The organism is Phycobacter azelaicus (assembly GCF_014884385.1).
GTDB lineage: Bacteria > Pseudomonadota > Alphaproteobacteria > Rhodobacterales > Rhodobacteraceae > Phycobacter > Phycobacter azelaicus.
Genome location: NZ_WKFH01000003.1, coordinates 1,731,397 through 1,752,857, shown reverse-complemented (window position 1 = coordinate 1,752,857; position 21,461 = coordinate 1,731,397). Strand labels below are relative to the sequence as shown.

General features: G+C 60.6%; 32 protein-coding genes. 7 read left to right on the top strand and 25 right to left on the bottom strand.

Annotation, left to right across the window (positions count from 1 at the left end):
• Window positions 1-58: 58 nt before the first annotated feature.
• A complete protein-coding gene (locus INS80_RS09515; protein ID WP_192967244.1) occupies window positions 59-949 on the top strand; it encodes an EamA family transporter in 891 nt (296 codons plus the stop codon).
• Window positions 950-965: 16 nt separating this feature from the next.
• On the opposite strand, the gene INS80_RS09510 is transcribed toward INS80_RS09515, so the two are convergent.
• Entirely contained in the window at window positions 966-1,445 is a 480-nt protein-coding gene (locus INS80_RS09510; RefSeq protein ID WP_226892593.1) for a hypothetical protein, read from the bottom strand.
• 43 nt (window positions 1,446-1,488) lie between these two features.
• On the bottom strand, window positions 1,489-1,971 hold the full coding sequence (locus INS80_RS09505; protein ID WP_192965401.1) for an RNA pyrophosphohydrolase: 483 nt from the start codon (window positions 1,969-1,971) through the stop codon (window positions 1,489-1,491).
• A 135-nt stretch (window positions 1,972-2,106) separates the two neighbouring features.
• Here INS80_RS09505 and INS80_RS09500 point away from each other — a divergent pair, with 135 nt between their 5' ends.
• A complete protein-coding gene (locus INS80_RS09500) occupies window positions 2,107-4,134 on the top strand; it encodes an NADPH-dependent 2,4-dienoyl-CoA reductase (RefSeq protein WP_192965400.1) in 2,028 nt (675 codons plus the stop codon).
• 221 nt (window positions 4,135-4,355) lie between these two features.
• Here the strand turns inward: INS80_RS09500 and INS80_RS09495 are convergent, their stop codons facing one another.
• Window positions 4,356-4,700 carry an antibiotic biosynthesis monooxygenase family protein gene (locus INS80_RS09495; RefSeq protein ID WP_192965399.1) on the bottom strand — a complete coding sequence of 115 codons (345 nt, stop codon included), beginning with the start codon at window positions 4,698-4,700 and terminating at the stop codon, window positions 4,356-4,358.
• A complete protein-coding gene (locus INS80_RS09490; protein WP_192965398.1) occupies window positions 4,697-5,020 on the bottom strand; it encodes an NIPSNAP family protein in 324 nt (107 codons plus the stop codon). The genes INS80_RS09495 and INS80_RS09490 overlap by 4 nt, the downstream gene beginning before the upstream one ends.
• A gap of 253 nt (window positions 5,021-5,273) precedes the next feature.
• Here INS80_RS09490 and INS80_RS09485 point away from each other — a divergent pair, with 253 nt between their 5' ends.
• Complete coding sequence (locus INS80_RS09485; RefSeq protein ID WP_192965397.1) at window positions 5,274-6,179, top strand: LysR family transcriptional regulator; 906 nt, start codon at window positions 5,274-5,276, stop codon at window positions 6,177-6,179.
• 75 nt (window positions 6,180-6,254) lie between these two features.
• On the opposite strand, the gene INS80_RS09480 is transcribed toward INS80_RS09485, so the two are convergent.
• The 3 genes from INS80_RS09480 to INS80_RS19285 are packed head-to-tail and all read right to left on the bottom strand — an operon-like array spanning window position 6,255 to window position 8,071.
• On the bottom strand, window positions 6,255-6,683 hold the full coding sequence (locus INS80_RS09480) for a glyoxalase superfamily protein (protein WP_192965396.1): 429 nt from the start codon (window positions 6,681-6,683) through the stop codon (window positions 6,255-6,257).
• Complete coding sequence (locus INS80_RS19290) at window positions 6,680-7,558, bottom strand: MATE family efflux transporter (protein WP_226892592.1); 879 nt, start codon at window positions 7,556-7,558, stop codon at window positions 6,680-6,682. The genes INS80_RS09480 and INS80_RS19290 overlap by 4 nt, the downstream gene beginning before the upstream one ends.
• A 24-nt stretch (window positions 7,559-7,582) precedes the next feature.
• Window positions 7,583-8,071, bottom strand: a complete 489-nt coding sequence (locus INS80_RS19285; protein ID WP_255430523.1) for an MATE family efflux transporter — start codon at window positions 8,069-8,071, stop codon at window positions 7,583-7,585.
• A gap of 282 nt (window positions 8,072-8,353) precedes the next feature.
• Between INS80_RS19285 and INS80_RS09470 the strand changes: the two genes are divergently transcribed.
• Window positions 8,354-9,442 carry a flavin monoamine oxidase family protein gene (locus INS80_RS09470; RefSeq protein WP_192965395.1) on the top strand — a complete coding sequence of 363 codons (1,089 nt, stop codon included), beginning with the start codon at window positions 8,354-8,356 and terminating at the stop codon, window positions 9,440-9,442.
• Between the two features lie 10 nt (window positions 9,443-9,452).
• Here INS80_RS09470 and INS80_RS09465 read toward each other — a convergent pair whose 3' ends face one another.
• The 4 genes from INS80_RS09465 to INS80_RS09450 are packed head-to-tail and all read right to left on the bottom strand — an operon-like array spanning window position 9,453 to window position 12,450.
• A complete protein-coding gene (locus tag INS80_RS09465) occupies window positions 9,453-10,412 on the bottom strand; it encodes an OmpA family protein (RefSeq protein ID WP_369411385.1) in 960 nt (319 codons plus the stop codon).
• Entirely contained in the window at window positions 10,409-10,981 is a 573-nt protein-coding gene (locus INS80_RS09460) for a peroxidase-related enzyme (protein WP_192965394.1), read from the bottom strand. Before INS80_RS09460 ends, INS80_RS09465 begins: the two co-directional genes overlap by 4 nt.
• Window positions 10,982-10,999: 18 nt before the next feature.
• Entirely contained in the window at window positions 11,000-11,716 is a 717-nt protein-coding gene (locus INS80_RS09455) for a GNAT family N-acetyltransferase (protein WP_192965393.1), read from the bottom strand.
• An 11-nt stretch (window positions 11,717-11,727) separates the two neighbouring features.
• Window positions 11,728-12,450: a competence/damage-inducible protein A gene (locus INS80_RS09450; protein ID WP_192965392.1), complete on the bottom strand. Its 723-nt coding sequence runs from the start codon at window positions 12,448-12,450 to the stop codon at window positions 11,728-11,730.
• Window positions 12,451-12,499: 49 nt separating this feature from the next.
• Here INS80_RS09450 and sfsA point away from each other — a divergent pair, with 49 nt between their 5' ends.
• A complete protein-coding gene (sfsA, locus tag INS80_RS09445) occupies window positions 12,500-13,210 on the top strand; it encodes a DNA/RNA nuclease SfsA (RefSeq protein WP_192965391.1) in 711 nt (236 codons plus the stop codon).
• A gap of 87 nt (window positions 13,211-13,297) precedes the next feature.
• Window positions 13,298-14,107, top strand: coding sequence for a type I methionyl aminopeptidase (gene map, locus INS80_RS09440; protein WP_192965390.1), 810 nt, complete (start codon window positions 13,298-13,300; stop codon window positions 14,105-14,107).
• 6 nt (window positions 14,108-14,113) lie between these two features.
• On the opposite strand, the gene INS80_RS09435 is transcribed toward map, so the two are convergent.
• The 3 genes from INS80_RS09435 to INS80_RS09425 form a co-directional block, all read right to left on the bottom strand.
• On the bottom strand, window positions 14,114-14,323 hold the full coding sequence (locus INS80_RS09435; protein WP_192965389.1) for an HAD family hydrolase: 210 nt from the start codon (window positions 14,321-14,323) through the stop codon (window positions 14,114-14,116).
• A 102-nt stretch (window positions 14,324-14,425) separates the two neighbouring features.
• Complete coding sequence (rsmD, locus tag INS80_RS09430; RefSeq protein WP_192965388.1) at window positions 14,426-14,986, bottom strand: 16S rRNA (guanine(966)-N(2))-methyltransferase RsmD; 561 nt, start codon at window positions 14,984-14,986, stop codon at window positions 14,426-14,428.
• On the bottom strand, window positions 14,983-16,194 hold the full coding sequence (locus INS80_RS09425) for an NAD(P)/FAD-dependent oxidoreductase (protein ID WP_192965387.1): 1,212 nt from the start codon (window positions 16,192-16,194) through the stop codon (window positions 14,983-14,985). Before INS80_RS09425 ends, rsmD begins: the two co-directional genes overlap by 4 nt.
• Window positions 16,195-16,292: 98 nt before the next feature.
• On the opposite strand from INS80_RS09425, the gene INS80_RS09420 reads away from it, so the two are divergent.
• Window positions 16,293-16,781: a peroxiredoxin gene (locus INS80_RS09420; protein ID WP_192965386.1), complete on the top strand. Its 489-nt coding sequence runs from the start codon at window positions 16,293-16,295 to the stop codon at window positions 16,779-16,781.
• 137 nt (window positions 16,782-16,918) lie between these two features.
• On the opposite strand, the gene INS80_RS09415 is transcribed toward INS80_RS09420, so the two are convergent.
• The 11 genes from INS80_RS09415 to rpsQ form a co-directional block, all read right to left on the bottom strand.
• Window positions 16,919-17,134: a DUF1127 domain-containing protein gene (locus INS80_RS09415; RefSeq protein WP_192965385.1), complete on the bottom strand. Its 216-nt coding sequence runs from the start codon at window positions 17,132-17,134 to the stop codon at window positions 16,919-16,921.
• A 206-nt stretch (window positions 17,135-17,340) separates the two neighbouring features.
• Window positions 17,341-17,529: a 50S ribosomal protein L30 gene (gene rpmD, locus INS80_RS09410; protein ID WP_192965384.1), complete on the bottom strand. Its 189-nt coding sequence runs from the start codon at window positions 17,527-17,529 to the stop codon at window positions 17,341-17,343.
• Between the two features lie 12 nt (window positions 17,530-17,541).
• The gene (gene rpsE, locus INS80_RS09405; protein ID WP_192965383.1) at window positions 17,542-18,111 is read right to left on the bottom strand and encodes a 30S ribosomal protein S5; all 570 of its coding nucleotides are present in this window, start codon (window positions 18,109-18,111) and stop codon (window positions 17,542-17,544) included.
• 125 nt (window positions 18,112-18,236) lie between these two features.
• Window positions 18,237-18,596: a 50S ribosomal protein L18 gene (gene rplR / locus INS80_RS09400; protein WP_192965382.1), complete on the bottom strand. Its 360-nt coding sequence runs from the start codon at window positions 18,594-18,596 to the stop codon at window positions 18,237-18,239.
• Between the two features lie 11 nt (window positions 18,597-18,607).
• Entirely contained in the window at window positions 18,608-19,141 is a 534-nt protein-coding gene (gene rplF / locus INS80_RS09395) for a 50S ribosomal protein L6 (protein WP_192965381.1), read from the bottom strand.
• A gap of 12 nt (window positions 19,142-19,153) precedes the next feature.
• Window positions 19,154-19,546 (bottom strand): 30S ribosomal protein S8, encoded by a 393-nt coding sequence (rpsH, locus tag INS80_RS09390; RefSeq protein ID WP_192965380.1) that lies wholly within the window; start codon window positions 19,544-19,546, stop codon window positions 19,154-19,156.
• A gap of 13 nt (window positions 19,547-19,559) precedes the next feature.
• Window positions 19,560-19,865, bottom strand: coding sequence for a 30S ribosomal protein S14 (gene rpsN / locus INS80_RS09385; RefSeq protein WP_192965379.1), 306 nt, complete (start codon window positions 19,863-19,865; stop codon window positions 19,560-19,562).
• Window positions 19,866-19,883: 18 nt separating this feature from the next.
• Entirely contained in the window at window positions 19,884-20,447 is a 564-nt protein-coding gene (rplE, locus tag INS80_RS09380; protein ID WP_192965378.1) for a 50S ribosomal protein L5, read from the bottom strand.
• Entirely contained in the window at window positions 20,440-20,751 is a 312-nt protein-coding gene (gene rplX / locus INS80_RS09375) for a 50S ribosomal protein L24 (RefSeq protein WP_192965377.1), read from the bottom strand. The genes rplE and rplX overlap by 8 nt, the downstream gene beginning before the upstream one ends.
• A 2-nt stretch (window positions 20,752-20,753) precedes the next feature.
• A complete protein-coding gene (gene rplN / locus INS80_RS09370; protein WP_005621870.1) occupies window positions 20,754-21,122 on the bottom strand; it encodes a 50S ribosomal protein L14 in 369 nt (122 codons plus the stop codon).
• 100 nt (window positions 21,123-21,222) lie between these two features.
• On the bottom strand, window positions 21,223-21,453 hold the full coding sequence (rpsQ, locus tag INS80_RS09365) for a 30S ribosomal protein S17 (RefSeq protein WP_008555996.1): 231 nt from the start codon (window positions 21,451-21,453) through the stop codon (window positions 21,223-21,225).
• Between the last annotated feature and the right edge of the window lie 8 nt (window positions 21,454-21,461).

The following is a 21,461-nucleotide window of genomic DNA, read 5'->3' as shown; positions in this document are numbered from 1 at the left end:
TGACGTCAAGATTAAACACTATTATCTCGACTTCGAGATATATATGGAGGTGACGCAGATGCAGTCCCGAGACCTGATCCTGACCGCCCTGGCCCCAGCAATCTGGGGCAGCAGCTATATCGTGACGACCAACTTCCTACCCGGGCATTCGCCCTTTACCGTGGCCCTGCTGCGCGCTTTGCCAGCGGGACTGCTGCTGTTGTTGCTGGTTCGCCAGTTGCCGCCGCCGGGCTGGGTGCCCAAGCTGCTGGTTCTCGGCGCACTGAACTTCTCCCTGTTCTGGACCTTCCTGTTCCTGTCGGCCTACCGTCTGCCCGGAGGCGTCGCCGCGACACTGGGTGCGGTTCAGCCGCTGGTGGTGGTTTTCCTGTCCGGGCTGGTCCTGAAATCCCCGATCAGACTGGCCTCAATCCTGGCTGCGGCGCTCAGCATGACAGGCGTTGCGCTCTTGGTCCTCACACCCGCCGCAAAGCTCGACACAATCGGCGTTCTTGCAGGCCTAGGCGGGGCAATATCGATGGCCGCGGGCGTGGTACTCACCCGCAAGTGGCAGCCGCCGGTGCCGCCTCTGACCTTTACCGCCTGGCAGTTGACCGCAGGAGGCGTGCTGCTGATCCCCCTCACCGTCTGGGCTGTTCCCGAGATGCCCAGCTTCACGGCAGAGAATATCCTGGGTCTGGCCTACATGAGCCTCATTGGCGGCGCGCTGACCTATATCCTCTGGTTCCGGGGTCTTGCACGGATTGAGCCCTCTGCCGTCTCACTGCTTGGTGTCCTCAGCCCGTTGACGGCGGTGATCCTCGGCTGGCTGTTCATGCAGGAAATCTTGAGCCTTTATCAGATGATCGGAGCGGGACTTGCCCTGTTCAGCCTGTGGCTTGGGCAGCAGGGGGCCAAACCGGGCGCTGCTGGCAAGGCCCCTAAGCCCCTGCGCACGGCAGCTGAGTAGCGGTATTTGAGAGCTGTCACTGCGGCGCCAAGGGCACGCAGGCCATGCCACGGTGACAGTCGAGCACCTGTTTGCGCAGCGCGTGGATATTCCCGGCAAAGGCAAACTGAGCGCAGGGATCGAAACGGACAATCAGATCACGGCCCCGTTGTTCAGCAAAGATCAGGTACTCCACCCCCGATTTTGCCTTGCCACACCAGGGCCCCATGCATTGCACCTCGATCACCATATCCGCACGCACCTTGCGGTCGAAATCCCGCGCGCCCAGAAGGACGCCGTTGAAAGAGGCACGGAACTGGGTGACCGGTGGAGCCGCATTGGGGTTGCTCGCAGGGGCTCGCGGCAGGCGGCGTTCGTCGAATGAGAGCCGCCCCTGGAGAATGGCATAGGAGCGGTTGGAACTGGCGGCCTTTAGATAGGCATCCGCAACACCCCAAGGCCCGCAGCTGAGCGCATTGGCAGATGACCCTGCACCAAGGATGGCACAGGACGCCACGAGGACGGCTATGCTGTAGCACAGGTTCTTCAATTCCAACCTCCTATAGATACCCCTCGAATTCTTCGACCACACGCGCATAAACCTCACGCTTGAAGGGCACGATCTTTTCCACCAACTGCTCAACCGGTTGCCAGCACCAGGCCGAAAACTCCGGGTGATCGGTGTCGATCCGAACCTGATCGTCAGAGCCCAGAAAGCGCATCAGGTACCATTTCTGCTCTTGCCCGCGATAACGCCCGCCCCAGAAGTTCGGCACCACGTCATGGGGCAGATCATAGGGCAGCCAGCCCTCAGACTCGGCGATGATCTCGACCAGCGACGGCAGCACGCCGGTTTCTTCCTCCAGCTCGCGAAGGGCTGCGGTGCGCGGATCCTCGCCTTCGTCTATCCCGCCCTGCGGCATCTGCCAGGCATCCTTGTAGCGGTCGGACCGCTGGCCCACAAAAACCGCTCCTTCGGCGTTGATCATCATCACGCCCACGTTGCGACGGTAAGGCAGCTTGGCGATGTCTTCGGGTGTCATTGGTGTTCCTTGCATTCTTGCACGACCGATTAGACCTGCTGCCGCCGGGGCACGCAAGGGGGTGACGCCGCGTTGACAGGTGACAAACCGCGCGGCAGGCGCGATCCTGCGGTGCAAAGGATAGGGAGAGTGTCGATGACTGCGTACCCAAAAATGCTGGCACCGCTGGATCTGGGTTTCACCACGCTAAAGAACCGCGTGCTGATGGGCTCCATGCATACCGGTCTGGAGGAGACCCGCGACTGGAACCGGGTGGCCGAATTCTATGCCGAGCGCGCGCGGGGCGGTGTGGCCCTGATGGTGACGGGCGGTATTGGTCCCAACCTCGAAGGCTCGGTACTGCCCGGCGCGGCCATGATGACCACCGAAGAGGATGTGAAGAATCACAGCGTGGTAACGGACCGTGTTCATGAGGCAGGCGGAAAGATCGCCATGCAGATCCTGCACGCGGGCCGCTATGCCTATGGCCCCAAATGCGTGGCGCCCAGCGCCATCAAATCGCCGATTTCCCCCTTCCCGCCGAACGAGCTGGACGAAGCAGGCATCGAAAAGCAGATTTCCGACATCGTGAATGCGGCTCGGCTGGCGCAAGAGGCCGGCTACGACGGGGTCGAGATCATGGGCTCCGAAGGATACTTCCTCAACCAGTTCCTGGTCACCCATACCAACAAGCGCACGGATGGCTGGGGCGGCTCCTATGAGAACCGCATGCGCCTGCCGATCGAGGTGGTGCGCCGCACCCGCGAGGCGGTCGGGACCGATTTCATCATCATCTACCGCCTGTCGATGATCGACCTTGTGCCCAATGGCTCGACCCATGACGAGGTGGTGCAACTGGCGCAAGAGATCGAAAAGGCAGGCGCTACGATCATCAACACCGGGATCGGCTGGCACGAGGCACGCATTCCGACCATCGCAACCTCGGTGCCGCGGGCGGCCTTTGCCTGGGTGACCAAGAAACTGATGGGCAAGGTCTCGATCCCCGTGATCACTTCGAACCGCATCAACACGCCCGAGGTGGCCGAAGAGGTGCTGGAAACCGGCTGCGCCGATATGGTGTCGATGGCGCGCCCGCTGCTGGCCGATGCGCATTTCGTGGCCAAGGCCGAGGCGGGCAATTCCAGCAGCATCGCGCCCTGTATCGCCTGCAACCAGGCCTGCCTTGACCACACATTCGGGGGCAAGCTGACCTCCTGCCTGGTGAACCCTCTTGCCTGTCACGAGACCGAACTGGTGATCGAACCGGCTGAATTGGAGAAGAGCATCGCCATTGTCGGTGCTGGTCCTGCGGGCCTGTCGACGGCCCTCACGGCTGCCCAGCGCGGACATAAAGTCACCCTGTTTGACAAAGCTGATGAGATCGGCGGCCAGCTCAACATGGCGAAACAGGTGCCCGGCAAGGAAGAGTTCTGGGGCTTGGTGGACTGGTACCGTGCGATGGTGTCCGATGCAGGCATCACGCTGGAACTGGGCCGCGAAGTCGGCGCTGATGATCTCACAGGCTTTGACGAGGTGGTCATCGCCACCGGGGTCACCCCGCGCGATCCGGGCATTCCCGGCCAGGACCGCGACAATGTGCTGAGCTATATCGATGTCTTGCGCGGCAAGGCTGAGGTCGGCAAGCGCGTTGCCGTGATCGGCGCGGGCGGCATTGGCTTTGATGTGTCCGAATATCTGCTGCATGAGGGCACCAGCCCCACCGAGGATCTGCCGCTCTGGATGAAGGAATGGGGTGTTGCCGACCCGGCTGAGCACCGCTCGGGCCTGGCGCCGGAAGGACCACAGCCCGAAGCACCCGCACGCCAGGTCACCCTGCTGCAACGCAAGGCGCAGGCACACGGCAAGGGGCTTGGGAAGACCACGGGCTGGATCCACCGCGCCGCGCTCAAAATGAAGAACGTCAATTTCGTCGGCGGCGTGAATTATGAAAAGATCGACGATGAGGGCCTGCACGTCACGTTCGGGGAGGCGCGCGAGAACCCGACCGTCGTTCCCGCCGATACCATCGTATTGTGCGCAGGTCAGCTCTCCGAGCGCTCGCTTGCAGATGCGCTTGAGGCAAAGGGAACCACGGTACACGTGATCGGTGGCGCGGATTTGGCTGCCGAACTGGACGCCAAACGCGCAATCAACCAGGGCACGCGACTGGCAGCTACCTTCTGAGCGGCTGACGGGAGCATTCCATGAACGAAGTGCTCCCGCGCCCGCAGGCGCCCCGGCTGCGCCGAAACCCCTCGGCGGCCTTGGGCATAGCACCGCGCATCGCGCGGTGCTATGCCCAACGGGAGCGGTTCTTTTGCCCGCGAAAGAACCAGCGACGGGCGGGAGGGCGCCGCCTGTTCAGGGCGCGTCGCTAAAGTGCAAACGAGAGGGCATGCAAAGAACTAGCCGTGAAACGCCACGCTGTCGTCCGGTGCCTGTTCGCGATCTTCCATGCCATAGTCCCGCAACACTCCAGCCACACGCAGCCGGTAGTCCGCAAAGAAATCCTCTCGCCCCTGTTTCTGCGCAGCACGGTGCGCCGAAAGCCTGCGCCAGCGCAGAACGGCCTCTTCGTCCTCCCAGAATGACAGCGAGAGCAATTTCTCGGGGTTTGTCAGGCTCTGGAACCGCTCGACCGAGATGAATCCTTCCATGTCCTGCAAGAGATCCCGCATCCGCCCTGCGACCTCCAGGTAGGCCTCCTTTTTGCCTGGCTTCGGCGTGACTTCGAAAATGATGGCAATCATGCGCTGTCTCCATGCGATGTCGTGACCCGTTTGAGCCACGTCCGGTCCTCGCGTACAAGGAATTTTTCCCTCTGGGCGAACTCATAATTCGCGCGTCCGATCGGGTCTTCCGCAAGGCGAGCGCGGTAGGCCTCGTAGTGGGCAAGGCTGCCGATGTTATAGACGCCATAGGCCAGCGTCGATGAGCCTTCATGAGGGGCAAAGTAGCCGATCAGATCCGCCCCGCAACGCGGGATCGCCTGCCCCCAGCCTCTAGCATATTCAACAAACAGATCCCGTTTCGCGGGGTCGATCTGATAGCGGATCACACATGTCAGCATGACAACGTCCTTTGCATTGATGTTCAACACCGCTTCTCTAGCGGAGGCACAGGACCGAAGGCTTCGCCGCACAACGAAGTATCCGGTTCCGGCTTTCGGCGCGGATCAATCTGGTCGTGACCGGCGTTGTCCCTTGCGTTTCGCAAGCGTGAACGATGCAGCAAAAACCCCGCAATTATCCCAAGCTTGCCCCGATCTTGCCCGAATTGGGCGGCATTCCTTTCAGTCATAGGAACGAGCGAGGACGGGCAAGATGGATCGACTGACCGAAATGGAGGCCTTTGCCAATGTGGTGGATCAAGGCGGTTTCACCGATGCGGCACGCAAGATGGGGATCTCCAAATCGGCTGTCTCCAAACATGTCTCCAGCCTCGAGGCACGCCTTGGTGCACGGCTTCTGAACCGGACAACGCGGCGTGTTTCGCCGACCGAAATCGGCCTTGCATATTACGACCGCGCCCGGCGCGTGCTCAATGACGCAGGTGAAGCGGATGCCCTTGTGACCTCGATGCAATCGGCACCCTCCGGGCTGCTCAGGATCTCGGTTGCCACTGATTTTGGCGTCAATCACCTGTCCCCGGTGCTGTCGGATTTCCTGCGTGACTTCCCCGATATCACTGTCAACATGGTTCTGAACAACCGCTACGTGGAGCTGATCTCGGAAGGCTTTGATATGGCCCTTCGCATCGGGGAACTGGAAGATAGCTCACTGCGCGCCCGCAAGCTGACAGAAACCACCAAGCGCATGATCGCCTCCCCCGCCTATCTGGAACAATACGGGCGACCGCAAAAGATCGACGATCTGAACGAACACAAGCTCTTGCACTACTCCAGCCAGTCCAGCGGCAATGTCTGGCGGATCACTGCGCCCTCGGGCGAGAAACGCCAGGTCCGCACCTCTGGCTGGCTGTCGGTGAATGATGGGCAATCCCTTCTGAACGCAGCAATCTCCGGCCTCGGCATCGCCTACCTGCCCAGTTACCTTTACTCCGAAGCCATGTCAGAAGGTCTGGTCGAAGATGTGATGCCCAACCTTCCGGTGGAGACCCAAGGCATCTATGCGGTCTATCCGCCCGGCAAATTCACCCAGCCAAAGGTGCGCGCCTTTATCGATTTCCTGGTTCACGCCTTTGCGGATCGCGACCCGCTCAAGTGGTGATTGCAGACCAAGACCGACGAACCTCCCGTGAAGACTGGCCCCCGCATCGCTGCGGGGGCGTTTTTCTTTTGTGGCTCAGATATCGATCTGAAGATGCGGCACCCCGTCCGAAGTCTTTTCGGGGGATTGGCCAAGCGGGCCAACCGTGCCCCGTATCCTTTTGCGCCAGTTCGAAAAGCTGTCGAAGGTAACAACATCAACCGCCTCATCCAAATCCAGCTCAAGCCGGAACCAGCCCGGTCGCAGCATCTCGACCGAACGCACCGTGGCCGAAAAGGACTGCGACAGGTAGCGGCCCGTGATGCGCCCGCCGGGCGCAAACCCATCAGGGGGTCGATTGCCCATTGCCGCATGAAAGGTGTTCCAGTCGCGGTATCCATGCTGACGGGCCACAAGCTCAAGGCTCTGCCCATGGCTGACCTCGCGCCCATCGGACTTGAGATCAACCCTGAGTTGACGTGCCTGCGCCTTGGCCTGCGCCGGGGTGGGAAGCGAGGTGCTCATGGCTCCGCCCTCCCTTTTGCCGGTACAAGCGCCTGTATCAGGCCTCCGTAACTTTCGTGGCGCCACAAAAGCACAACAGCCACACACAGCAGCAGCGCCTCGGCGCTAGGGCCAGCGAGCCAAACCCCGAATTCGCCCCACCACAACGGCAGCGCAAAGGTCAGCGGTATGGCAAAGACGAAGGGCCTCGACAGGCTGAGGACAGCGGCACGCAGAGCATCACCAATGGCCTGGAAATAGGCAGCCAACATCATCAGCGGCCCCGAAACAAAGAACAAGGCCACGATCACGGGCATGATGGCGGCAACCTTTGCCACAACCGCCGCATCGGCAACAAAGGAAGAGGCAATCTGAGGGGCAAAGGCGCTGAAAGCGACCTGAACGAACCCGCAGAACCCAAAGGCAATCATAGCCGCCAGACGCAGGCTGGCCGCACTTCGCCCAAAAAGCCCGGCCCCATAGTTGTTGCCAGTGATGGTCTGCATGGCTTGGGACAATCCAAGGAGCGGCAGAAAGGCAAAGGTCATCACCCGCGTCACAATCCCATAGGCGGTCACGCTGACCGCATAGTCCTCGTTTCCGACCATCTGCAGCGCCGCCAGAATCGAGGCCGCCCCAAGCGATAGCCCCACAAAGCCAAGGCTTTGCGGCGCGCCAAGTGCCAGAATGCGAAGGCTGGGGCCAAGACCCAAGTGAGAGAACACCACCCTTGGAAGAAGATGCGTAAGTCGGGCCTGCCGGTAAACCACGATAGCGCCCAGTGCGAGGCCTTGCGCCAGAACAGTGCCATAAGCGGATCCCGCAACTCCGAGATCAAGAACGGCAACAAGCAGGTAGTTGAAGCCGAGATTGCTGAGCGACACCAACAGGCTCATGGCGGCCATCATACCGACATGACCTTAATTTCGCAGGGCATCCGAGTTGATCGACAACACGAACAGCAGCGGCGAAGAAAAAACAAGAATGCCGATGTACTGGCTGGCCAGGGACGCAAGACCACTATCCCCGTCTGCGGCGCGCAAGATCACCGTCTCTCCAAGAAGCGCATAGGCAAGGATAAGGCAGATCGCGATGATCAGCGCAAGCCAATGCGCCGCGGCATAGGTCTGCCGGGCTTCCTGCAAACGGTGTCCGCCAAGGTGCCGGGCCAGAAGGCTCGACATGCCGTTGGACACCAGGGTCGAACATGCAACGATAAGCATGAAGAACGGGAACATCAGCGTTACGGCCGCCAGTGCCTCGGCGCCGACGTAGGCACCAAGAAATATGGCATCGGCCACGGTCAGGAAGCCGTTCATGCTCATCACGAATATGATAGGTATCGCCGTTTTGGCGAAGAGCGCCGACAATCGGCCGGTCAAATACGGATTGGAACTCGGATCGTGCATCGCTTTTCAGCCCTCATGCGTCGATCTCGCCAGTTGGATGGGACCCGCGTTACCACCCGCGCGAGACGCAGGGAGGTGAAAAGAGAAATTCCTATGCGCAGAACTTCACCACGGCGATTACGCCTGCGGGAGGCCGGTGTCTGCAACCTGAACCTTGCCTATGGCATGTTCCTGCAACCGTCAAGAGGGGCTACAGCCCGACTTTCGTTATCGGGCGGGGTTGCTCCCTACATCATCGCACCTACTTTGGCTGTTCAAACCGCACAACGGACAAGCCAGGACATGACCGGAGCAGAAGAGACAGAGATCCTTGTCATTGGTGCAGGGCTTGCCGGGCTTACAGCGGCCTACATCCTTCAGCAGGCGGGGCATCACGTGCGAGTGCTGGAGGGCGCCGCGCGCATTGGTGGACGCATCCACTCGGCCTGCCCCTTGGGCGATGCCCACGAGCGCGTCGACCTTGGCCCCACATGGGTCTGGCCGAAATGGCAGCCGGTGGTGGCAAAATGGCTAGAAGACCTTTCAGTCCCGCAGTTCGATCAATACGATCAAGGCGACGGAATCCTCGACGGATATGGCCCGACACCCTATCGGCAGTTTCTGCCCGGTCAGGATGGAATCAGCCGCATCAGGGGCGGCCCCTCGTCCATTATAGACGCCCTGTTTCTAAGGCTCGCCCCCGATACCGTCGTTCTGAAAACCAAGGTCGCTGCAATAGAACCAACCGCGACCGGCCTACAAGCAACCACGGCAGAGGGCAGAACCTACACGGCAGGCAGGATCATCCTAGCCGCGCCCCTGCGCGTGATCACCGAACAGATCGACATTCCCGGCTTGCCGAAGGATCTGTTGCACTGCATGCAGACAACACCGACATGGATGGCCCAGCAAGCCAAGGTCGTAGCCTCATTCAAAGCCCCCTTCTGGCGCGGTACGGGACTGTCAGGTCGCGTGGCAAGCAGGCAGGGTCCGCTGGTCGAAATCCATGATCATACCCCGGCCGATGCCACCTTCGCGGCGCTCTTTGGCTTCGTAGGCTGGCCCCCGGTAGCCCGCGCGAGTGACCCCGACGGGCTGAAAACCGCTATCCGGGACCAGATTTCCCGCTGCTTTGGGGAGGAGGCAGAGCGTCCAGAGAACCTGCTGGTTCAGGATTGGAGCACAGAACGTCTGATCTGCAGTACAGCAGACCTGATGGGGCCGCCCGCGCATCCCGATGTCGGCCCGGACCTGTTGCGGCACGGCCACCTCGGAGGGCGGCTGTGGCTCGCGGTTTCGGAAACGGCAGACGTAAGCCCGGGCTTGATTGAAGGCGCATTGAACGCTGGGGAAACGGCAGCAGAGCGGCTGCGCAGCAGCCTCAGCGCATGACCCGGAACACTCAGGGGCGTTCGCGCGGCACCAGGACAGCTTCAACCCGCCGGTTGGCTTCACGACCCTCTACGGTCAGGTTCGTCCCGATCGGTGCAAGATAGCCCACGCCTTCGACGGCAATTCGGTCCTCGGAGACTCCACGGCTTTCAACAAGATGTGCCTTTACGGCCTCTGCACGCCGCCGGGACAGATCGATATTGTCTTGGAGCTGTCCCACGGTATCCGTGTGCCCGACAACAACCACCGCGTACTGCGGGTTTTCAGTCAGAAAGTCTGCGAGCGCCTCCAGACTTTCATAGGTTTCGTTTTGCAAGTCGGCAGCACCGGTCGCAAAATCCAGCCCACCGAGGATCACATGCCCGTCACTGAGCAACCGCGCCCCAAGGTCTGCTTCGGCGGGTGGTGCCATCGGAGTATCCGCCGGGTCCTGAGCAGAAGCGGGCGCAAGTACGGTCAGACTTGGCTCCTGTGGCGGCAGGACCTCAATAACCTGAAGATATGCGTCATTTCCGCTGCGAGAGACCAGCAGGGATAGCGCGCGCGCGCCTTTCATGGCCGACAGGAAATGATAGTTCCCGATGCTGACCGCCATATCGGGCGCCGGAACAACCTCGATCCCGAAGCGAAAGTCAAACCCTCCACATTGGCGCGCCTCACATTGAAACAGGATGTCATACCCATCCTGCTGCAGCTGTTCGCGCAGGGGCGCAAGGATTTGCAGGACGGTCGAATCGCCCTGAATACGCCATGTCTTACGCAGGACGCGGCCCTCAAGCAGGCGCTGTGGCACCCCTTCCGCTTCCGCAACACCGACAGGCAGACCATATGTGCCAAGCGGCGTCTCGCGCGTAGCAAGCACCTGCGCGCCGACAGGCAGCATCAACTCTGCTCTGGCACTGCTCGCCGCCGACAAGATCGCGGCCCCCAAAAGGGCCGCGACACAGGATATCAAGCCACGTCCGCTCACCGGAACTGAGCGTGGTAATCGTCGTTCGGAACCATTGCCGTGGCGCTGGCCACCCGGTTGGTCATGTTGAAAAAGGCAGCAACATTGGCGATGTCCCAGATGTCACGGTCAGTGAAGCCCACATCCCGCAGCGCCTGCCGGTCTGCCTCTTCGACCTCGGCGCTGGCGCGGGTGAGCTGCAAGGCAAAATCGAGCATCGCGCGCTGGCGCGCATCCAGCGGTGCAACGCGGTAGTTCATCACCAGCATCTCGCCCAGTTTTGGATCCCCCGACAACTGCCGCACCGCCGCGCCATGGGCCACAAGGCAGTAAAAGCAGCGGTTGTAGGAGGAGACCACCACCGCGATCATTTCCCGCTCCAGCTTGCTGAGGTTGCTTTCGCCCAGCATCAGATCGTTATAGAGCGCAGTAAAGGTGTTCAGCTTGTCGATATCAAACGCGTGGGCGCGCAAGACGTTGGGCACCATACCCAGCTTTTCCTGACAGATGTCGAAATACTTCTGCGTCGCAGGCGGCAGCGGATCCACCTGCGGCAGATCAAGCGCGGTGGGATTTTGCTGGTCGGTCATGGTCGGGTCTCTCCTCCCTCAGGGTTTGTGCCTGTAGTGGTACTGCCCCACGTGACGCATTCCAAGTGAGGCATAAAGACCGTTCGCACCCGCATTGGCCTTTGTGCAGACCAGCGCCAGCTCGCGCGCACCCTGCTCGACCGCCCAGAAGGCCGCTTGCCGCACCATCCAGGCCCCCATGCCCTTGCGGCGCTGATGCGGCAGGATCTCTAGCGCGTGGATCATGGCGACACCATCGTGGATGGCTACAAAACCCGTTCCAGCCGGTTTGTCATTATAGCGCCCCAAAAGGGCGGTCTTTGGCCCCTTGGCCCGCTCCATGACGGCCATCCGCGCGGGGCCAATGCCGCCTGCGATCCAGATCTCGCGCTGGATTTCCAAAGGCTCCCAGACGCAAAAGGTGGTTACGCGCGGGATCGCAACATCGGTCAGAACCTCGGGTGCGCAACTCCAGACGTTCACCGGATCCTTGATCACATAGCCACGCGCCTCAAGCTGGGCATCCAGGGTATCGTCACCATCGCGGATCATGAACAGCAAATCCTGCCCCATGTCCTGCATTGCCGCTTCGGCAGCGGTAATATCATCGGTGCTGACAGGTCCGTTTGCTGTGGCTGCCGAGACCCGGCTGCCGCCCCCCTGCCCCTGTCGCAGGGTGATTGGACCAAGGTCGCGCTTGTACGCAGGTGGCCAGGTGCCGTCCACAACCGCATAATAGCGGGGGTCGGTTTTCACAGGGGATGCGTTCAAATGCCCAGCTCCCGCGCCAGCCGGGTTACCGCCGCATCCACCTGCGCCCCGTCAGCACCGCGCACGACGACATTGGCACCAAAGGCTCCGTCTTTCTGGAACGGGTAGCAGCCGATCGACAGATCAGTGAAATCTGCCGCGAGGGCAGACAGGTGGCCTGCAATCTCTCCCTCTCCGCGCATGACGCGCAGGGTCTGCGACAACAAAGGGCTACCCCCGGTCAGGGTCGGCAGAACGCTGGCCACCATCGCCTCGAACACCGACGGAACACCCGCCATGACATGCACGTTCTTGATGGAAAACCCAGGAGCGGCAGAAACCGGGTTTTCAATGAGGCCGGCGCCATCAGGAATGCGCGCCATGCGCAGGCGCGCCGCGTTCAACTCGGTGCCCGATTTGTCATAGTGCTCCTGCAGGATCGCGCGGGCATCTTCACGCACATCCAGATGCGCACCAAATGCCTTGGCGATGCAGTCGGCGGTGATGTCGTCATGGGTGGGGCCGATGCCGCCGCTGGTAAAGACATGGTCATGCGCCTCGGACAGGGCTGTGACGCCTGAGATGATCGCCTCTTCATCATCGCTCACCACGCGCACTTCCTTCAGGTCGATGCCGTGCTTGGTGAGTTCCCCAGCCAGAAAGTACATGTTCGAATCGCGCGTGCGCCCCGACAGGATTTCATCCCCGATAACCAGCATTGCAGCGGTTGGATTGCCCATGGCGCCTCTCCTCTTGATCCGGTGTTACGGCAGGTATAGGCCCAAGGACATGCGCTTTGGAACCCCTCTGATCCCCGCCCGCCTGATCCGCCGCTACAAACGCTTTCTGGCTGACTGCCAGTTGGAAGACGGGCGCGAAGTAACGGCCCACTGCGCCAACCCCGGATCGATGATGGGGCTGGCTGAGCCGGGCATGAAAATCTGGCTCGAGCCCAACGATGATCCAAAGAAAAAACTGAAATACGGCTGGCGTCTCGTCGATCATGAGAACGGTCATTTCACCGGCGTCGACACCTCGGTGCCGAACCGCGCCCTGCGCGCCGCACTGGAGGCTCGCCAGATCACTGAGCTGGCAGACTACGAAACCGTGCGTGCCGAGGTAAAATATGGCGAAAAAAGCCGCATCGATTTCCTGTTGAGCCAGCCCAGCCTGCCCGACACCTATGTAGAGGTCAAAAGCGTGACCCTGTCGCGCAAACCTGCCCTGGCGGAATTTCCAGACAGCGTGACCGCGCGCGGCACCAAACACTTGGGAGAGCTGGCCAATATGGTGGCAGAAGGTCACCGTGCGGTGATGCTCTATCTGGTGCAGCGCAGTGATTGCACGGACTTCGCCATCGCTTCGGATATCGACCCTGCCTATGCCGCCGCCTTTGCCGCTGCTCAAAAGGCAGGCGTTGAGTGTCTGATCTATGGCACGCAGCTCTCGCCCGAGGGAGTAGAAATCGCCGGAGCGCTTGAAAACAGGGTTGCAGGGTGAAAACCTCGATTTGGTCAGCCCCTCTGGCCCTTTTTGCAGTTTGCACCTAAATAGAGCGGTGAAACCCCAGCGATGGAGCCCCCGCCCATGAGATCGAAAGACGGTCGCACCACCAAAGACGGCATCCGCATTCACGATGAGGCCGATTTTGCAGGCATGCACGTGGCGGGTGCGCTTGCGGCAAAGATACTCGATGATATTGCGCAACATGTCTTTCCGGGGCAGACCACCGGTGAAATCGACCGTTTGATCACCCAGATGGTCGAGGACGCAGGCGCCAAGTCAGCCACCATCGGCTACAAGGGCTACCAGCACGCCAGCTGTATTTCGGTGAACCACGTGGTCTGCCACGGGATCCCCGGCGACAAGAAGCTCAAGGACGGCGATATCCTCAACATCGACGTGACGGTGATCGTCGATGGCTGGTTCGGCGACACCAGCCGAATGTACGTGGCGGGCAAGCTGTCGCGCAAGGCCGAGCGGCTGATACAAGTCACCCATGATGCCCTTATGAAGGGGATCGAAGCGGTGAAACCCGGCAATACCTTTGGCGACATCGGCCACACCATTCAGGCGTACGTAGAAAGCCAGCGGATGAGCGTGGTGCGCGATTTCTGCGGTCACGGACTGGGACAGGTGTTCCACGCGCCGCCCAATGTGCTGCACTATGGCCGTCCCGGCACCGGTCCGGTTCTTGAGGAAGGCATGTTTTTCACCATCGAACCCATGGTGAACCTTGGCCGTCCCGAGACCAAGATCCTGGCCGATGAGTGGACCGCGGTCACTCGCGACAAATCCCTGTCTGCGCAGTTCGAACACTCGATCGGTGTGACGGCGGACGGCTATGACATTTTCACCCTGTCACCCGGCGGCAAATTCCACCCGACCTACGGCTGACTGAATTCAGCGCGCTGACGACACGGCTTCTGGCAGTCCGATCAGCGCCGGAACCTGTTCCATCCTCGTGAAAACTTCTGCGCCTTCCTGCGCCAATCCCTCTTTTGTGCCATGCGGTACAAAACCAAGGCAGCGCATGCCTGCACGGGCCGCTGCGAGCGCGTCTGTGGGGCTGTCCTCGATCACCAGTTGCGGCGTAGGATAGGTCTTGGGCATCTGATGCACCTTCAATACTGCCTAAACGAATACCACCAACAGCTATTGCCTGAACCGACAGCAAGCAAATGCAACGCAGGGCCGTTTCCCGCCGCGCCCATTTCACCCTGAAACATTGCGCCACATCAGGGAGATATGGGTATCCCCATACTTGCGGCTGCCCTGCACCTCATACCCTAAGGGCGGCTGCATGGGAGCGCTTTCCTCCCAGACGATGAGTGCGCCAGGGGCGATCCAACCGCCTGCCTCTGCAACGGCCAACGCCTTTTCCCCAAGCCCCTTGCCATAGGGCGGATCGAGGAAGATCACGTCATAGGGCGCGTCCGGGTTCGGACCCAGTTTCAACGCGCTGCGACGGATCAGGGCGGTGCGATCCTCGGCCCGGCAAAGCGCTATGTTCTTGCGAATGAGCCCCTGCGCAACGCGCCCGTCATCCACAAAGGTGACCGAAGCCGCCCCGCGCGACAAAGCCTCGAGCCCCAGCGCACCGGTGCCCGCAAACAGGTCGAGCACCCGCATGCCGTCGAAATCGATCTGATGCGCCAAAACGTTGAACAGGCTCTCGCGCACCCGGTCCGTGGTGGGCCGCAGATGCGCGCCTGCATCGCCCTTGCCCACGGCCGCAAGGGCGCGGCCGCGAAACTCGCCCGCGATGATCCTCATGCTTTCAGAAGGGGTTTCAGATCGGCCTCGGGGTCGGCCACCACCGCCTTTTCAGCCGTCTTGCCGCCATCGATCAGCCGCTTGCCCACCATGTAGGCACGCGGATCGTTCATCGCATCGACCGCCACCAGCTGATCGCCCTTGTAGTACCAAAAGGACACGGTCTGCCCCTCTCCCTTGCGGGTGACCACGTTGTCATAGCCGCTGTTGAGGCCCGCGATCTGCAATTTTACATCGTATTGATCCGACCAGAACCAAGGCTGCGCCACATAGTCCTTGCCCGCGCCCAGCATGTTCTGAGCGACGACTTCGGCCTGATCGATTGCATTGGGCACGCTTTCCAGACGGATCCGTCCGCCTTGATAGGGGAAAGACGCACAATCCCCCGCCGCCCAGATCGAGGGATCCGAGGTACGCCCCTGCGCGTCCACCCGGATGCCGTTCTCAAGCGTTAGTCCCGCCTGTTCGGCCAAGGCCGTTGCCGGGGCAATGCCGACACCAACCACCACGAAATCCACGTCCAGCGTGCTGCCATCGCCCAGCACCGCCCGCGCGACCTTGCCGTCCTCGCCTTCCAGCCGCTCCAGCCCGGTGCCTTCGCGGATGTCGACGCCGTGCCCCTGATGCAGCGCGCGGAAGTAGTCAGAGGTTTCAGGTGCTGCCACCCGTTGCAGGATCCGGTCGGCCATCTCCACCAAAGTGACGTTGAGGTCCCGTTTGGCGCAGACCGCGGCGGCTTCCAGCCCGATATAGCCTCCGCCCACGATCAGCACGCTCTTGCCTGCCGTCACATGAGGCGCCATGGCATCCACATCCGGCAGGCCACGGACAACGAACACCCCGTCCAAATCGCCGCCAATGGCAGCAGGCAGGCGCCGTGGCTCCGATCCCGTGGTCAGCGCAAGCTGATCATAGGCAATGGTCTCATCCGCAAGGCTGACCGTCTTGGCCACCGGATCAATCCCGGTGACGGCAGCGCCCAGTTTCAGGGTGATGCTATTGTCGGCATAGAAACTTTCGGGGCGCAGGAACAGCCGTTCTTTCTCCATTTCACCCAGCAGGTAGGCCTTGGACAGGGGCGGACGCTGATAGGGTGGTGCGGTTTCGGCACCAATCAGGGTGATCTCCCCCTCGAAACCCTCCTTGCGCAGCTTTGCCACAAGTGAGGACCCCGCCTGCCCCGCTCCGATTACCACGATATGGCTCATGTCTCCCCTTGCCTCCTGCCCCAGTTCTGGTCACGTTCACTGCGGACCCTATATGGGTGACCAAGGGAAACGCAATCACGTCAGAAGAGGAACGCGCGATGATTTCAGTCGGAGACAAACTGCCGGACGCAACGATGGTGCAGATGGGCGCCGAAGGACCGGAGCCGGTGCAGATCGCGGACAAGGTCAAGGGCCGCAAGGTAGCGATCTTTGCTGTGCCGGGTGCCTTTACACCCACGTGCCACTCGGCTCATGTCCCGAGCTTTATTCGCACCAAGGATCAGTTCGACGCCAAGGGCGTGGATGAGATCATCTGCATTTCCGCCAACGACCCCTTCGTGATGAAGGCCTGGGGCGAGGCAACTGGCGCAACCGAAGCCGGGATCACCATGCTGGCCGACGCCGAAAGCGCCTTTACCGATGCGATCGGCATGCGCTTTGATGCACCGCCCGCCGGTCTGATCGGCCGCTCGCTACGCTATGCGATGCTGGTCGAGGACGGCGAAGTCAAAGTTCTCAACCGCGAAGAAAACCCCGGCCAGTGCGAGCTGTCCGCCGGCGAAGGCCTGCTGGAAAGCATGGGCTGATCACATGGAAAAGCCACGCGCCGGTTCCGTCGGAGCGTGGCGCTCCCAAGCCTTCAGCAGCTGGATGCCCTGAGCTGCGCCGGTCGTATCGAAACGCAGGCCGGGAGATCTTATGATCCGCCGGGCAGATAGATACCTCAGCGGCCAGAGGCGTTGCAGCGCGCAACACTTGCAATGTCGCAGCGACGCAGACCGATGTCTGCCAACTCCCGATCAGTGAGACTTTGCAGCGCACGGTAGGTCCGGCGATACTCGGACCGCTGCTTCAACATGTTGCGGATACCCTCAACGATCTGGCGCAAGCGGGCGGGGGCAGAAGCCGCATGGTCGGTTGTCAAATTTGTAAATGCCATTGTGATCGTCCTTGTTCAGCGCTCCAGGCCCCTACCCGGAAAATGGGATTCTGCTTCGGAAACGCTGAAATATGGTGCAGGCAGTGAACCGACAAGTGACGCCATGGTCTTCCTGCTATGCAATTTCGGAATGATCGTGAACCACATCACACAATGAAAAACGCCCCCGCAAAGCGGAGGCGTTTTGAAGACTGTGCCAATATGGCTTAGTCTTTTTCTTCGATGATTTCGACCATGTGGGGGATCTTGTTGATCATGCCACGCACGGCAGGGGTATCTTCCAGCTCGCGGGTCTTGTGCATCTTGTTCAGGCCCAGGCCGATCAGCGTCTGGCGCTGCTTGGCGGGGCGGCGGATCGGAGAGCCGATCTGCTTAACAACGATGGTCTTGGCCATGTGTCCGTCTCCTTACGCTTCAGCGGCTTCGGCAGCCGGTGCTTCGTCCCGCTTGGGCAGGATGTCGGCGACCTTTTTGCCACGACGCTGGGCAACCGCACGCGGGCTCTGCTCTTTGGTCAGGCCGTTGATGGTTGCGCGGATCATGTTGTAGGGGTTCTGCGAGCCGATCGACTTAGAGACGACGTCCTTGATGCCCAGCATCTCGAAGACGGCACGCATCGGACCACCGGCGATGATACCGGTACCTTCAGGCGCGGTGCGCATGACGACCTTGCCGGCACCGTGACGACCGTTCATGTCGTGATGCAGGGTACGGCCCTCTTTCAGCGGCACGCGGATCATCTGACGTTTGGCCTGCTCGGTTGCCTTGCGGATGGCCTCGGGCACTTCTTTCGCCTTACCCTTGCCAAAGCCGACGCGGCCTTTCTGATCGCCGACAACGACGAGCGCGGCAAAGCCGAAGCGCTTACCACCTTTTACGGTTTTCGAAACGCGGTTGATCGCGACCAGGCGATCTGCGAATTCCGGTGTTTCCTCTTCGCGGCGGCCACGGCCACGGCGGTTTTCACGTTCTGCCATAAGGCATTCCTTTCACTTGGCGCGTCACAAAAGCAGGCGCCCATTTTGCCAATCCTGGTGAGCAAGGCAGAGGTCTGCCCTGCCCCCGGATCATCGGGGCGGCACATAGCGCCGCCCACATTACTTTAGATCTTCAGACCACCTTCACGCGCAGCGTCGGCCAGAGCCTTCACCTTGCCGTGGAACAGGAAGCCACCACGATCGAAATAGGCCTCGGAGACGCCAGCCGCCTTGGCGCGCTCGGCGATGACCGAACCCACTTTGGTGGCTGCTTCGATGTTGTTCTTGCCAACAAAGCCGAGATCTTTTTCCAGGGTCGAGGCTGCTGCCAGGGTCTTGCCCGCGACATCGTCGATCAGCTGAACAGAAATGTTCTTGTTCGAACGGTGCACGGAAAGACGCAGACGGCCTGCGTTGACCTTGCGAAGCTTGTTCCGGACGCGCAGGCGACGCTTCAGAAACAGGGTACGTTTGCTGTTTGCCATTTTGCTTGTCCTTACTTCTTCTTGCCTTCCTTGCGGAAGATAAACTCGCCCTTGTAGCGGATACCCTTGCCTTTGTAGGGCTCGGGACGGCGCCATTCGCGGATTTTCGCCGCGACTTCGCCAACCTGCTGCTGGTCGTTACCTTCCACAACGATTTCGGTCTGCTTCGGCGCGGTGATGGTGACACCTTCCGGAGCAACGAAGTCGACATCGTGGCTGTAGCCGAGGTTCAGTTTCAGGGTGTTGCCCTGCATCTGAGCCCGGTAACCCACACCCTGGATCTCCAGCTCTTTCTTGAAGCCGGTGGTCACGCCGGTCACGAGGTTCGCAACCATGGTGCGGGACATACCCCATTGCTGACGGGCACGCTTGGACTTGCCGCGCGGCTCGATCTTCACAATGTTGTCCTCAACGGACAGGGTGACGTCGTCGGTGGCGGTGAAGCTGCGGGTCCCCTTGGGGCCTTTCACTTCGACGGTCTGGCCGGAAACGCTCGCGGTGACACCGCTGGGCAGTTCGACCGGTTTCTTACCAATACGGGACATCTGTAAGCCTCCTTAGAAGACGGTGCAGAGCACTTCGCCGCCGACGTTGGCTGCGCGTGCGTTTGCGTCCGACATCACACCTTTGGAGGTGGAGACAATCGACACGCCCAGGCCCTGACGGACCGACGGGATGTCATCGACGCCCATGTAAACGCGACGACCGGGTTTGGAGACCCGCTTCAGCTCACGAATAACAGGTTCGCCATCGAAGTATTTCAGGCTGATTTCCAGCGCCGGGTGGCCGCGTTCGTCAGTCGCCTTCTCATAGCCGCGGATGTAACCTTCGTCTGCCAGCACATCCAGAACCCATGCCCGCAGCTTGGAAGCCGGGGTCATGACAGTGGATTTGCCGCGCATCTGAGAGTTACGGATACGGGTGAGCATATCGCCGATAGGATCGTTCATATCTGTCTCTCCCTTACCAGCTCGATTTCACCATGCCGGGGATCTGGCCATTGGAGCCCAGTTCCCGCAGAGCGATACGGCTGATCTTCAGCTTACGATAGTAAGCGTGCGGACGGCCGGTCAGCTGGCAGCGATTGTGCAGACGGGTTGCCGACGAGTTGCGCGGCAGTTTCGCCAGTTTCAGACGCGCTTTGAAACGCTCTTCCATCGGGCGGCTTTCGTCATTCGCGATTTCTTTCAGCTCGGCGCGCTTTGCGGCATATTGTGCCACCAGACGCTCGCGCTTCTTTTCGCGTTCGATCATGCTTTTCTTAGCCATGTCTCTTCCTTCCCGCGCTTAGCTGTTGAAGGGCATGTTGAAAGCTTTCAACAGCGCCTTTGCTTCCGCGTCGGTGTTCGCGGTGGTGCCAATCACAATGTCCATGCCCCAAGGCTCGTCGATCTTGTCGAAGTCGATCTCGGGGAACACCATGTGTTCTTTCAGGCCCATGGCGTAGTTGCCACGACCGTCGAACGAGTTACCCGATACGCCGCGGAAGTCGCGGATACGGGGCATTGCGATGGTGATCAGACGATCCAGGAATTCGTACATCCGGTCGCCGCGCAGGGTCACCTTGGCGCCCATCGGCATGCCTTCGCGAACCCGGAAGCCGGCGATGGAGTTCTTGGCAACGGTGGTCAGAGCCTTCTGGCCCGCGATTGCGGTCAGGTCGGCCTGAGCGGACTTGGCTTTCTTGCTGTCTTTGACGGCAGCACGGCCACAGCCGATGTTCAGAACGATCTTGTCCAGCTTGGGGATCATCATCTCGTTCTTGTAGCCGAATTCCTCTTTCAGGGCGCCACGGATGGTGTCCTTGTAGAGATCCTTCAGACGCGGGGTGTAGTTTGCGGAATCAAGCATCGATCACGTCCCCCGTGGTCTTGGCAAAACGCACTTTCTTGTCACCTTCCATGCGGAAGCCAACGCGGGTTGCTTTGCCGTTTGCGTCCAGTAGAGCCAGGTTCGACAGGTCGATCGGCAGGGCCTTGGGCAGGCGGCCGCCTTGGCTTGTCTGGCTCTGACGGGTGTGGCGGATCGCCATGTTCACGCCGTCGACAACAGCTTTACCGGCTTTGGGGTCAACGGAAGAAATGGTGCCTTCCTTGCCCTTGTCCTTGCCGGCCAGCACGACGACCTTGTCGCCTTTGCGGAGTTTCGCAGCCATGATTACAGCACCTCCGGAGCAAGCGAGATGATTTTCATGAAGTTCTTCGCGCGCAGCTCACGAACAACCGGGCCAAAGATACGGGTACCTACCGGCTCGTTGTTGTTGTTCAGGATGACGGCGGCGTTGCGATCGAAACGGATCGCGGTACCGTCTTCGCGGCGGACTTCTTTGGCGGTGCGCACGACGACGGCCTTACGGACGTCACCTTTCTTTACGCGACCGCGCGGGATGGCTTCCTTGACCGAGACGACGATGATGTCGCCAACGGATGCGTACTTACGCTTGGAACCACCCAGAACCTTGATGCACTGAACTCGGCGCGCGCCGGAGTTGTCAGCAACATCCAGATTGGTTTGCATCTGGATCATGTGGTTTCTCCCGACCTTTGGGGCAGCGATGCGTGCTGTGATCCCCCAGGGTTTCGACTGTGCTAAAAAGCCTAGTCGCCAGGAGCCTTGTTACAGGCTCTTAGGCTTCCAGAACTTCCCAGCGTTTCGTTTTCGATTTCGGCGCGCATTCGATGATGCGTACGGTGTCGCCGACCTTGAAAGCGTTCTTTTCATCGTGAGCCCGGTATTTCTTGGACTTACGGATGGTTTTCTTCAGAACCGGATGCGTAAAGCGGCGCTCTACGGAGACAGTCACGGTCTGTGCGTTTGCGTCGGAGGTCACGACGCCTTGCAGGATACGTTTGGGCATCTGAGTAG

What these genes read in the sequence shown, in the direction of transcription:
- INS80_RS09450 (WP_192965392.1), bottom strand. Translation starts at nt 12,450, where the DNA reads ATGGGCAATCCAACCGCTGCAATGCTGGTTATCGGGGATGAAATCCTG.
- INS80_RS19290 (WP_226892592.1), bottom strand. Translation starts at nt 7,558, where the DNA reads ATGAGCCTGTTGGTGTCGCTCAGCAATCTCGGCTTCAACTACCTGCTT.
- INS80_RS09470 (WP_192965395.1), top strand. Translation starts at nt 8,354, where the DNA reads ATGACCGGAGCAGAAGAGACAGAGATCCTTGTCATTGGTGCAGGGCTT.
- rpsN (WP_192965379.1), bottom strand. Translation starts at nt 19,865, where the DNA reads ATGGCTAAGAAAAGCATGATCGAACGCGAAAAGAAGCGCGAGCGTCTG.
- INS80_RS09515 (WP_192967244.1), top strand. Translation starts at nt 59, where the DNA reads ATGCAGTCCCGAGACCTGATCCTGACCGCCCTGGCCCCAGCAATCTGG.
- rplE (WP_192965378.1), bottom strand. Translation starts at nt 20,447, where the DNA reads ATGCTTGATTCCGCAAACTACACCCCGCGTCTGAAGGATCTCTACAAG.
- INS80_RS09420 (WP_192965386.1), top strand. Translation starts at nt 16,293, where the DNA reads ATGATTTCAGTCGGAGACAAACTGCCGGACGCAACGATGGTGCAGATG.
- INS80_RS09425 (WP_192965387.1), bottom strand. Translation starts at nt 16,194, where the DNA reads ATGAGCCATATCGTGGTAATCGGAGCGGGGCAGGCGGGGTCCTCACTT.
- rpsQ (WP_008555996.1), bottom strand. Translation starts at nt 21,453, where the DNA reads ATGCCCAAACGTATCCTGCAAGGCGTCGTGACCTCCGACGCAAACGCA.
- INS80_RS09480 (WP_192965396.1), bottom strand. Translation starts at nt 6,683, where the DNA reads ATGAGCACCTCGCTTCCCACCCCGGCGCAGGCCAAGGCGCAGGCACGT.
- rplR (WP_192965382.1), bottom strand. Translation starts at nt 18,596, where the DNA reads ATGGCAAACAGCAAACGTACCCTGTTTCTGAAGCGTCGCCTGCGCGTC.
- rpsH (WP_192965380.1), bottom strand. Translation starts at nt 19,546, where the DNA reads ATGAACGATCCTATCGGCGATATGCTCACCCGTATCCGTAACTCTCAG.
- INS80_RS09485 (WP_192965397.1), top strand. Translation starts at nt 5,274, where the DNA reads ATGGATCGACTGACCGAAATGGAGGCCTTTGCCAATGTGGTGGATCAA.
- rpsE (WP_192965383.1), bottom strand. Translation starts at nt 18,111, where the DNA reads ATGGCAGAACGTGAAAACCGCCGTGGCCGTGGCCGCCGCGAAGAGGAA.
- map (WP_192965390.1), top strand. Translation starts at nt 13,298, where the DNA reads ATGAGATCGAAAGACGGTCGCACCACCAAAGACGGCATCCGCATTCAC.
- INS80_RS09460 (WP_192965394.1), bottom strand. Translation starts at nt 10,981, where the DNA reads ATGACCGACCAGCAAAATCCCACCGCGCTTGATCTGCCGCAGGTGGAT.
- INS80_RS09500 (WP_192965400.1), top strand. Translation starts at nt 2,107, where the DNA reads ATGACTGCGTACCCAAAAATGCTGGCACCGCTGGATCTGGGTTTCACC.
- INS80_RS09505 (WP_192965401.1), bottom strand. Translation starts at nt 1,971, where the DNA reads ATGACACCCGAAGACATCGCCAAGCTGCCTTACCGTCGCAACGTGGGC.
- rpmD (WP_192965384.1), bottom strand. Translation starts at nt 17,529, where the DNA reads ATGGCCAAGACCATCGTTGTTAAGCAGATCGGCTCTCCGATCCGCCGC.
- INS80_RS19285 (WP_255430523.1), bottom strand. Translation starts at nt 8,071, where the DNA reads ATGCACGATCCGAGTTCCAATCCGTATTTGACCGGCCGATTGTCGGCG.
- INS80_RS09415 (WP_192965385.1), bottom strand. Translation starts at nt 17,134, where the DNA reads ATGGCATTTACAAATTTGACAACCGACCATGCGGCTTCTGCCCCCGCC.
- sfsA (WP_192965391.1), top strand. Translation starts at nt 12,500, where the DNA reads ATGCGCTTTGGAACCCCTCTGATCCCCGCCCGCCTGATCCGCCGCTAC.
- rplX (WP_192965377.1), bottom strand. Translation starts at nt 20,751, where the DNA reads ATGGCTGCGAAACTCCGCAAAGGCGACAAGGTCGTCGTGCTGGCCGGC.
- rplN (WP_005621870.1), bottom strand. Translation starts at nt 21,122, where the DNA reads ATGATCCAGATGCAAACCAATCTGGATGTTGCTGACAACTCCGGCGCG.
- rsmD (WP_192965388.1), bottom strand. Translation starts at nt 14,986, where the DNA reads ATGAGGATCATCGCGGGCGAGTTTCGCGGCCGCGCCCTTGCGGCCGTG.
- INS80_RS09435 (WP_192965389.1), bottom strand. Translation starts at nt 14,323, where the DNA reads ATGCCCAAGACCTATCCTACGCCGCAACTGGTGATCGAGGACAGCCCC.
- INS80_RS09495 (WP_192965399.1), bottom strand. Translation starts at nt 4,700, where the DNA reads ATGATTGCCATCATTTTCGAAGTCACGCCGAAGCCAGGCAAAAAGGAG.
- rplF (WP_192965381.1), bottom strand. Translation starts at nt 19,141, where the DNA reads ATGTCCCGTATTGGTAAGAAACCGGTCGAACTGCCCAGCGGTGTCACC.
- INS80_RS09490 (WP_192965398.1), bottom strand. Translation starts at nt 5,020, where the DNA reads ATGCTGACATGTGTGATCCGCTATCAGATCGACCCCGCGAAACGGGAT.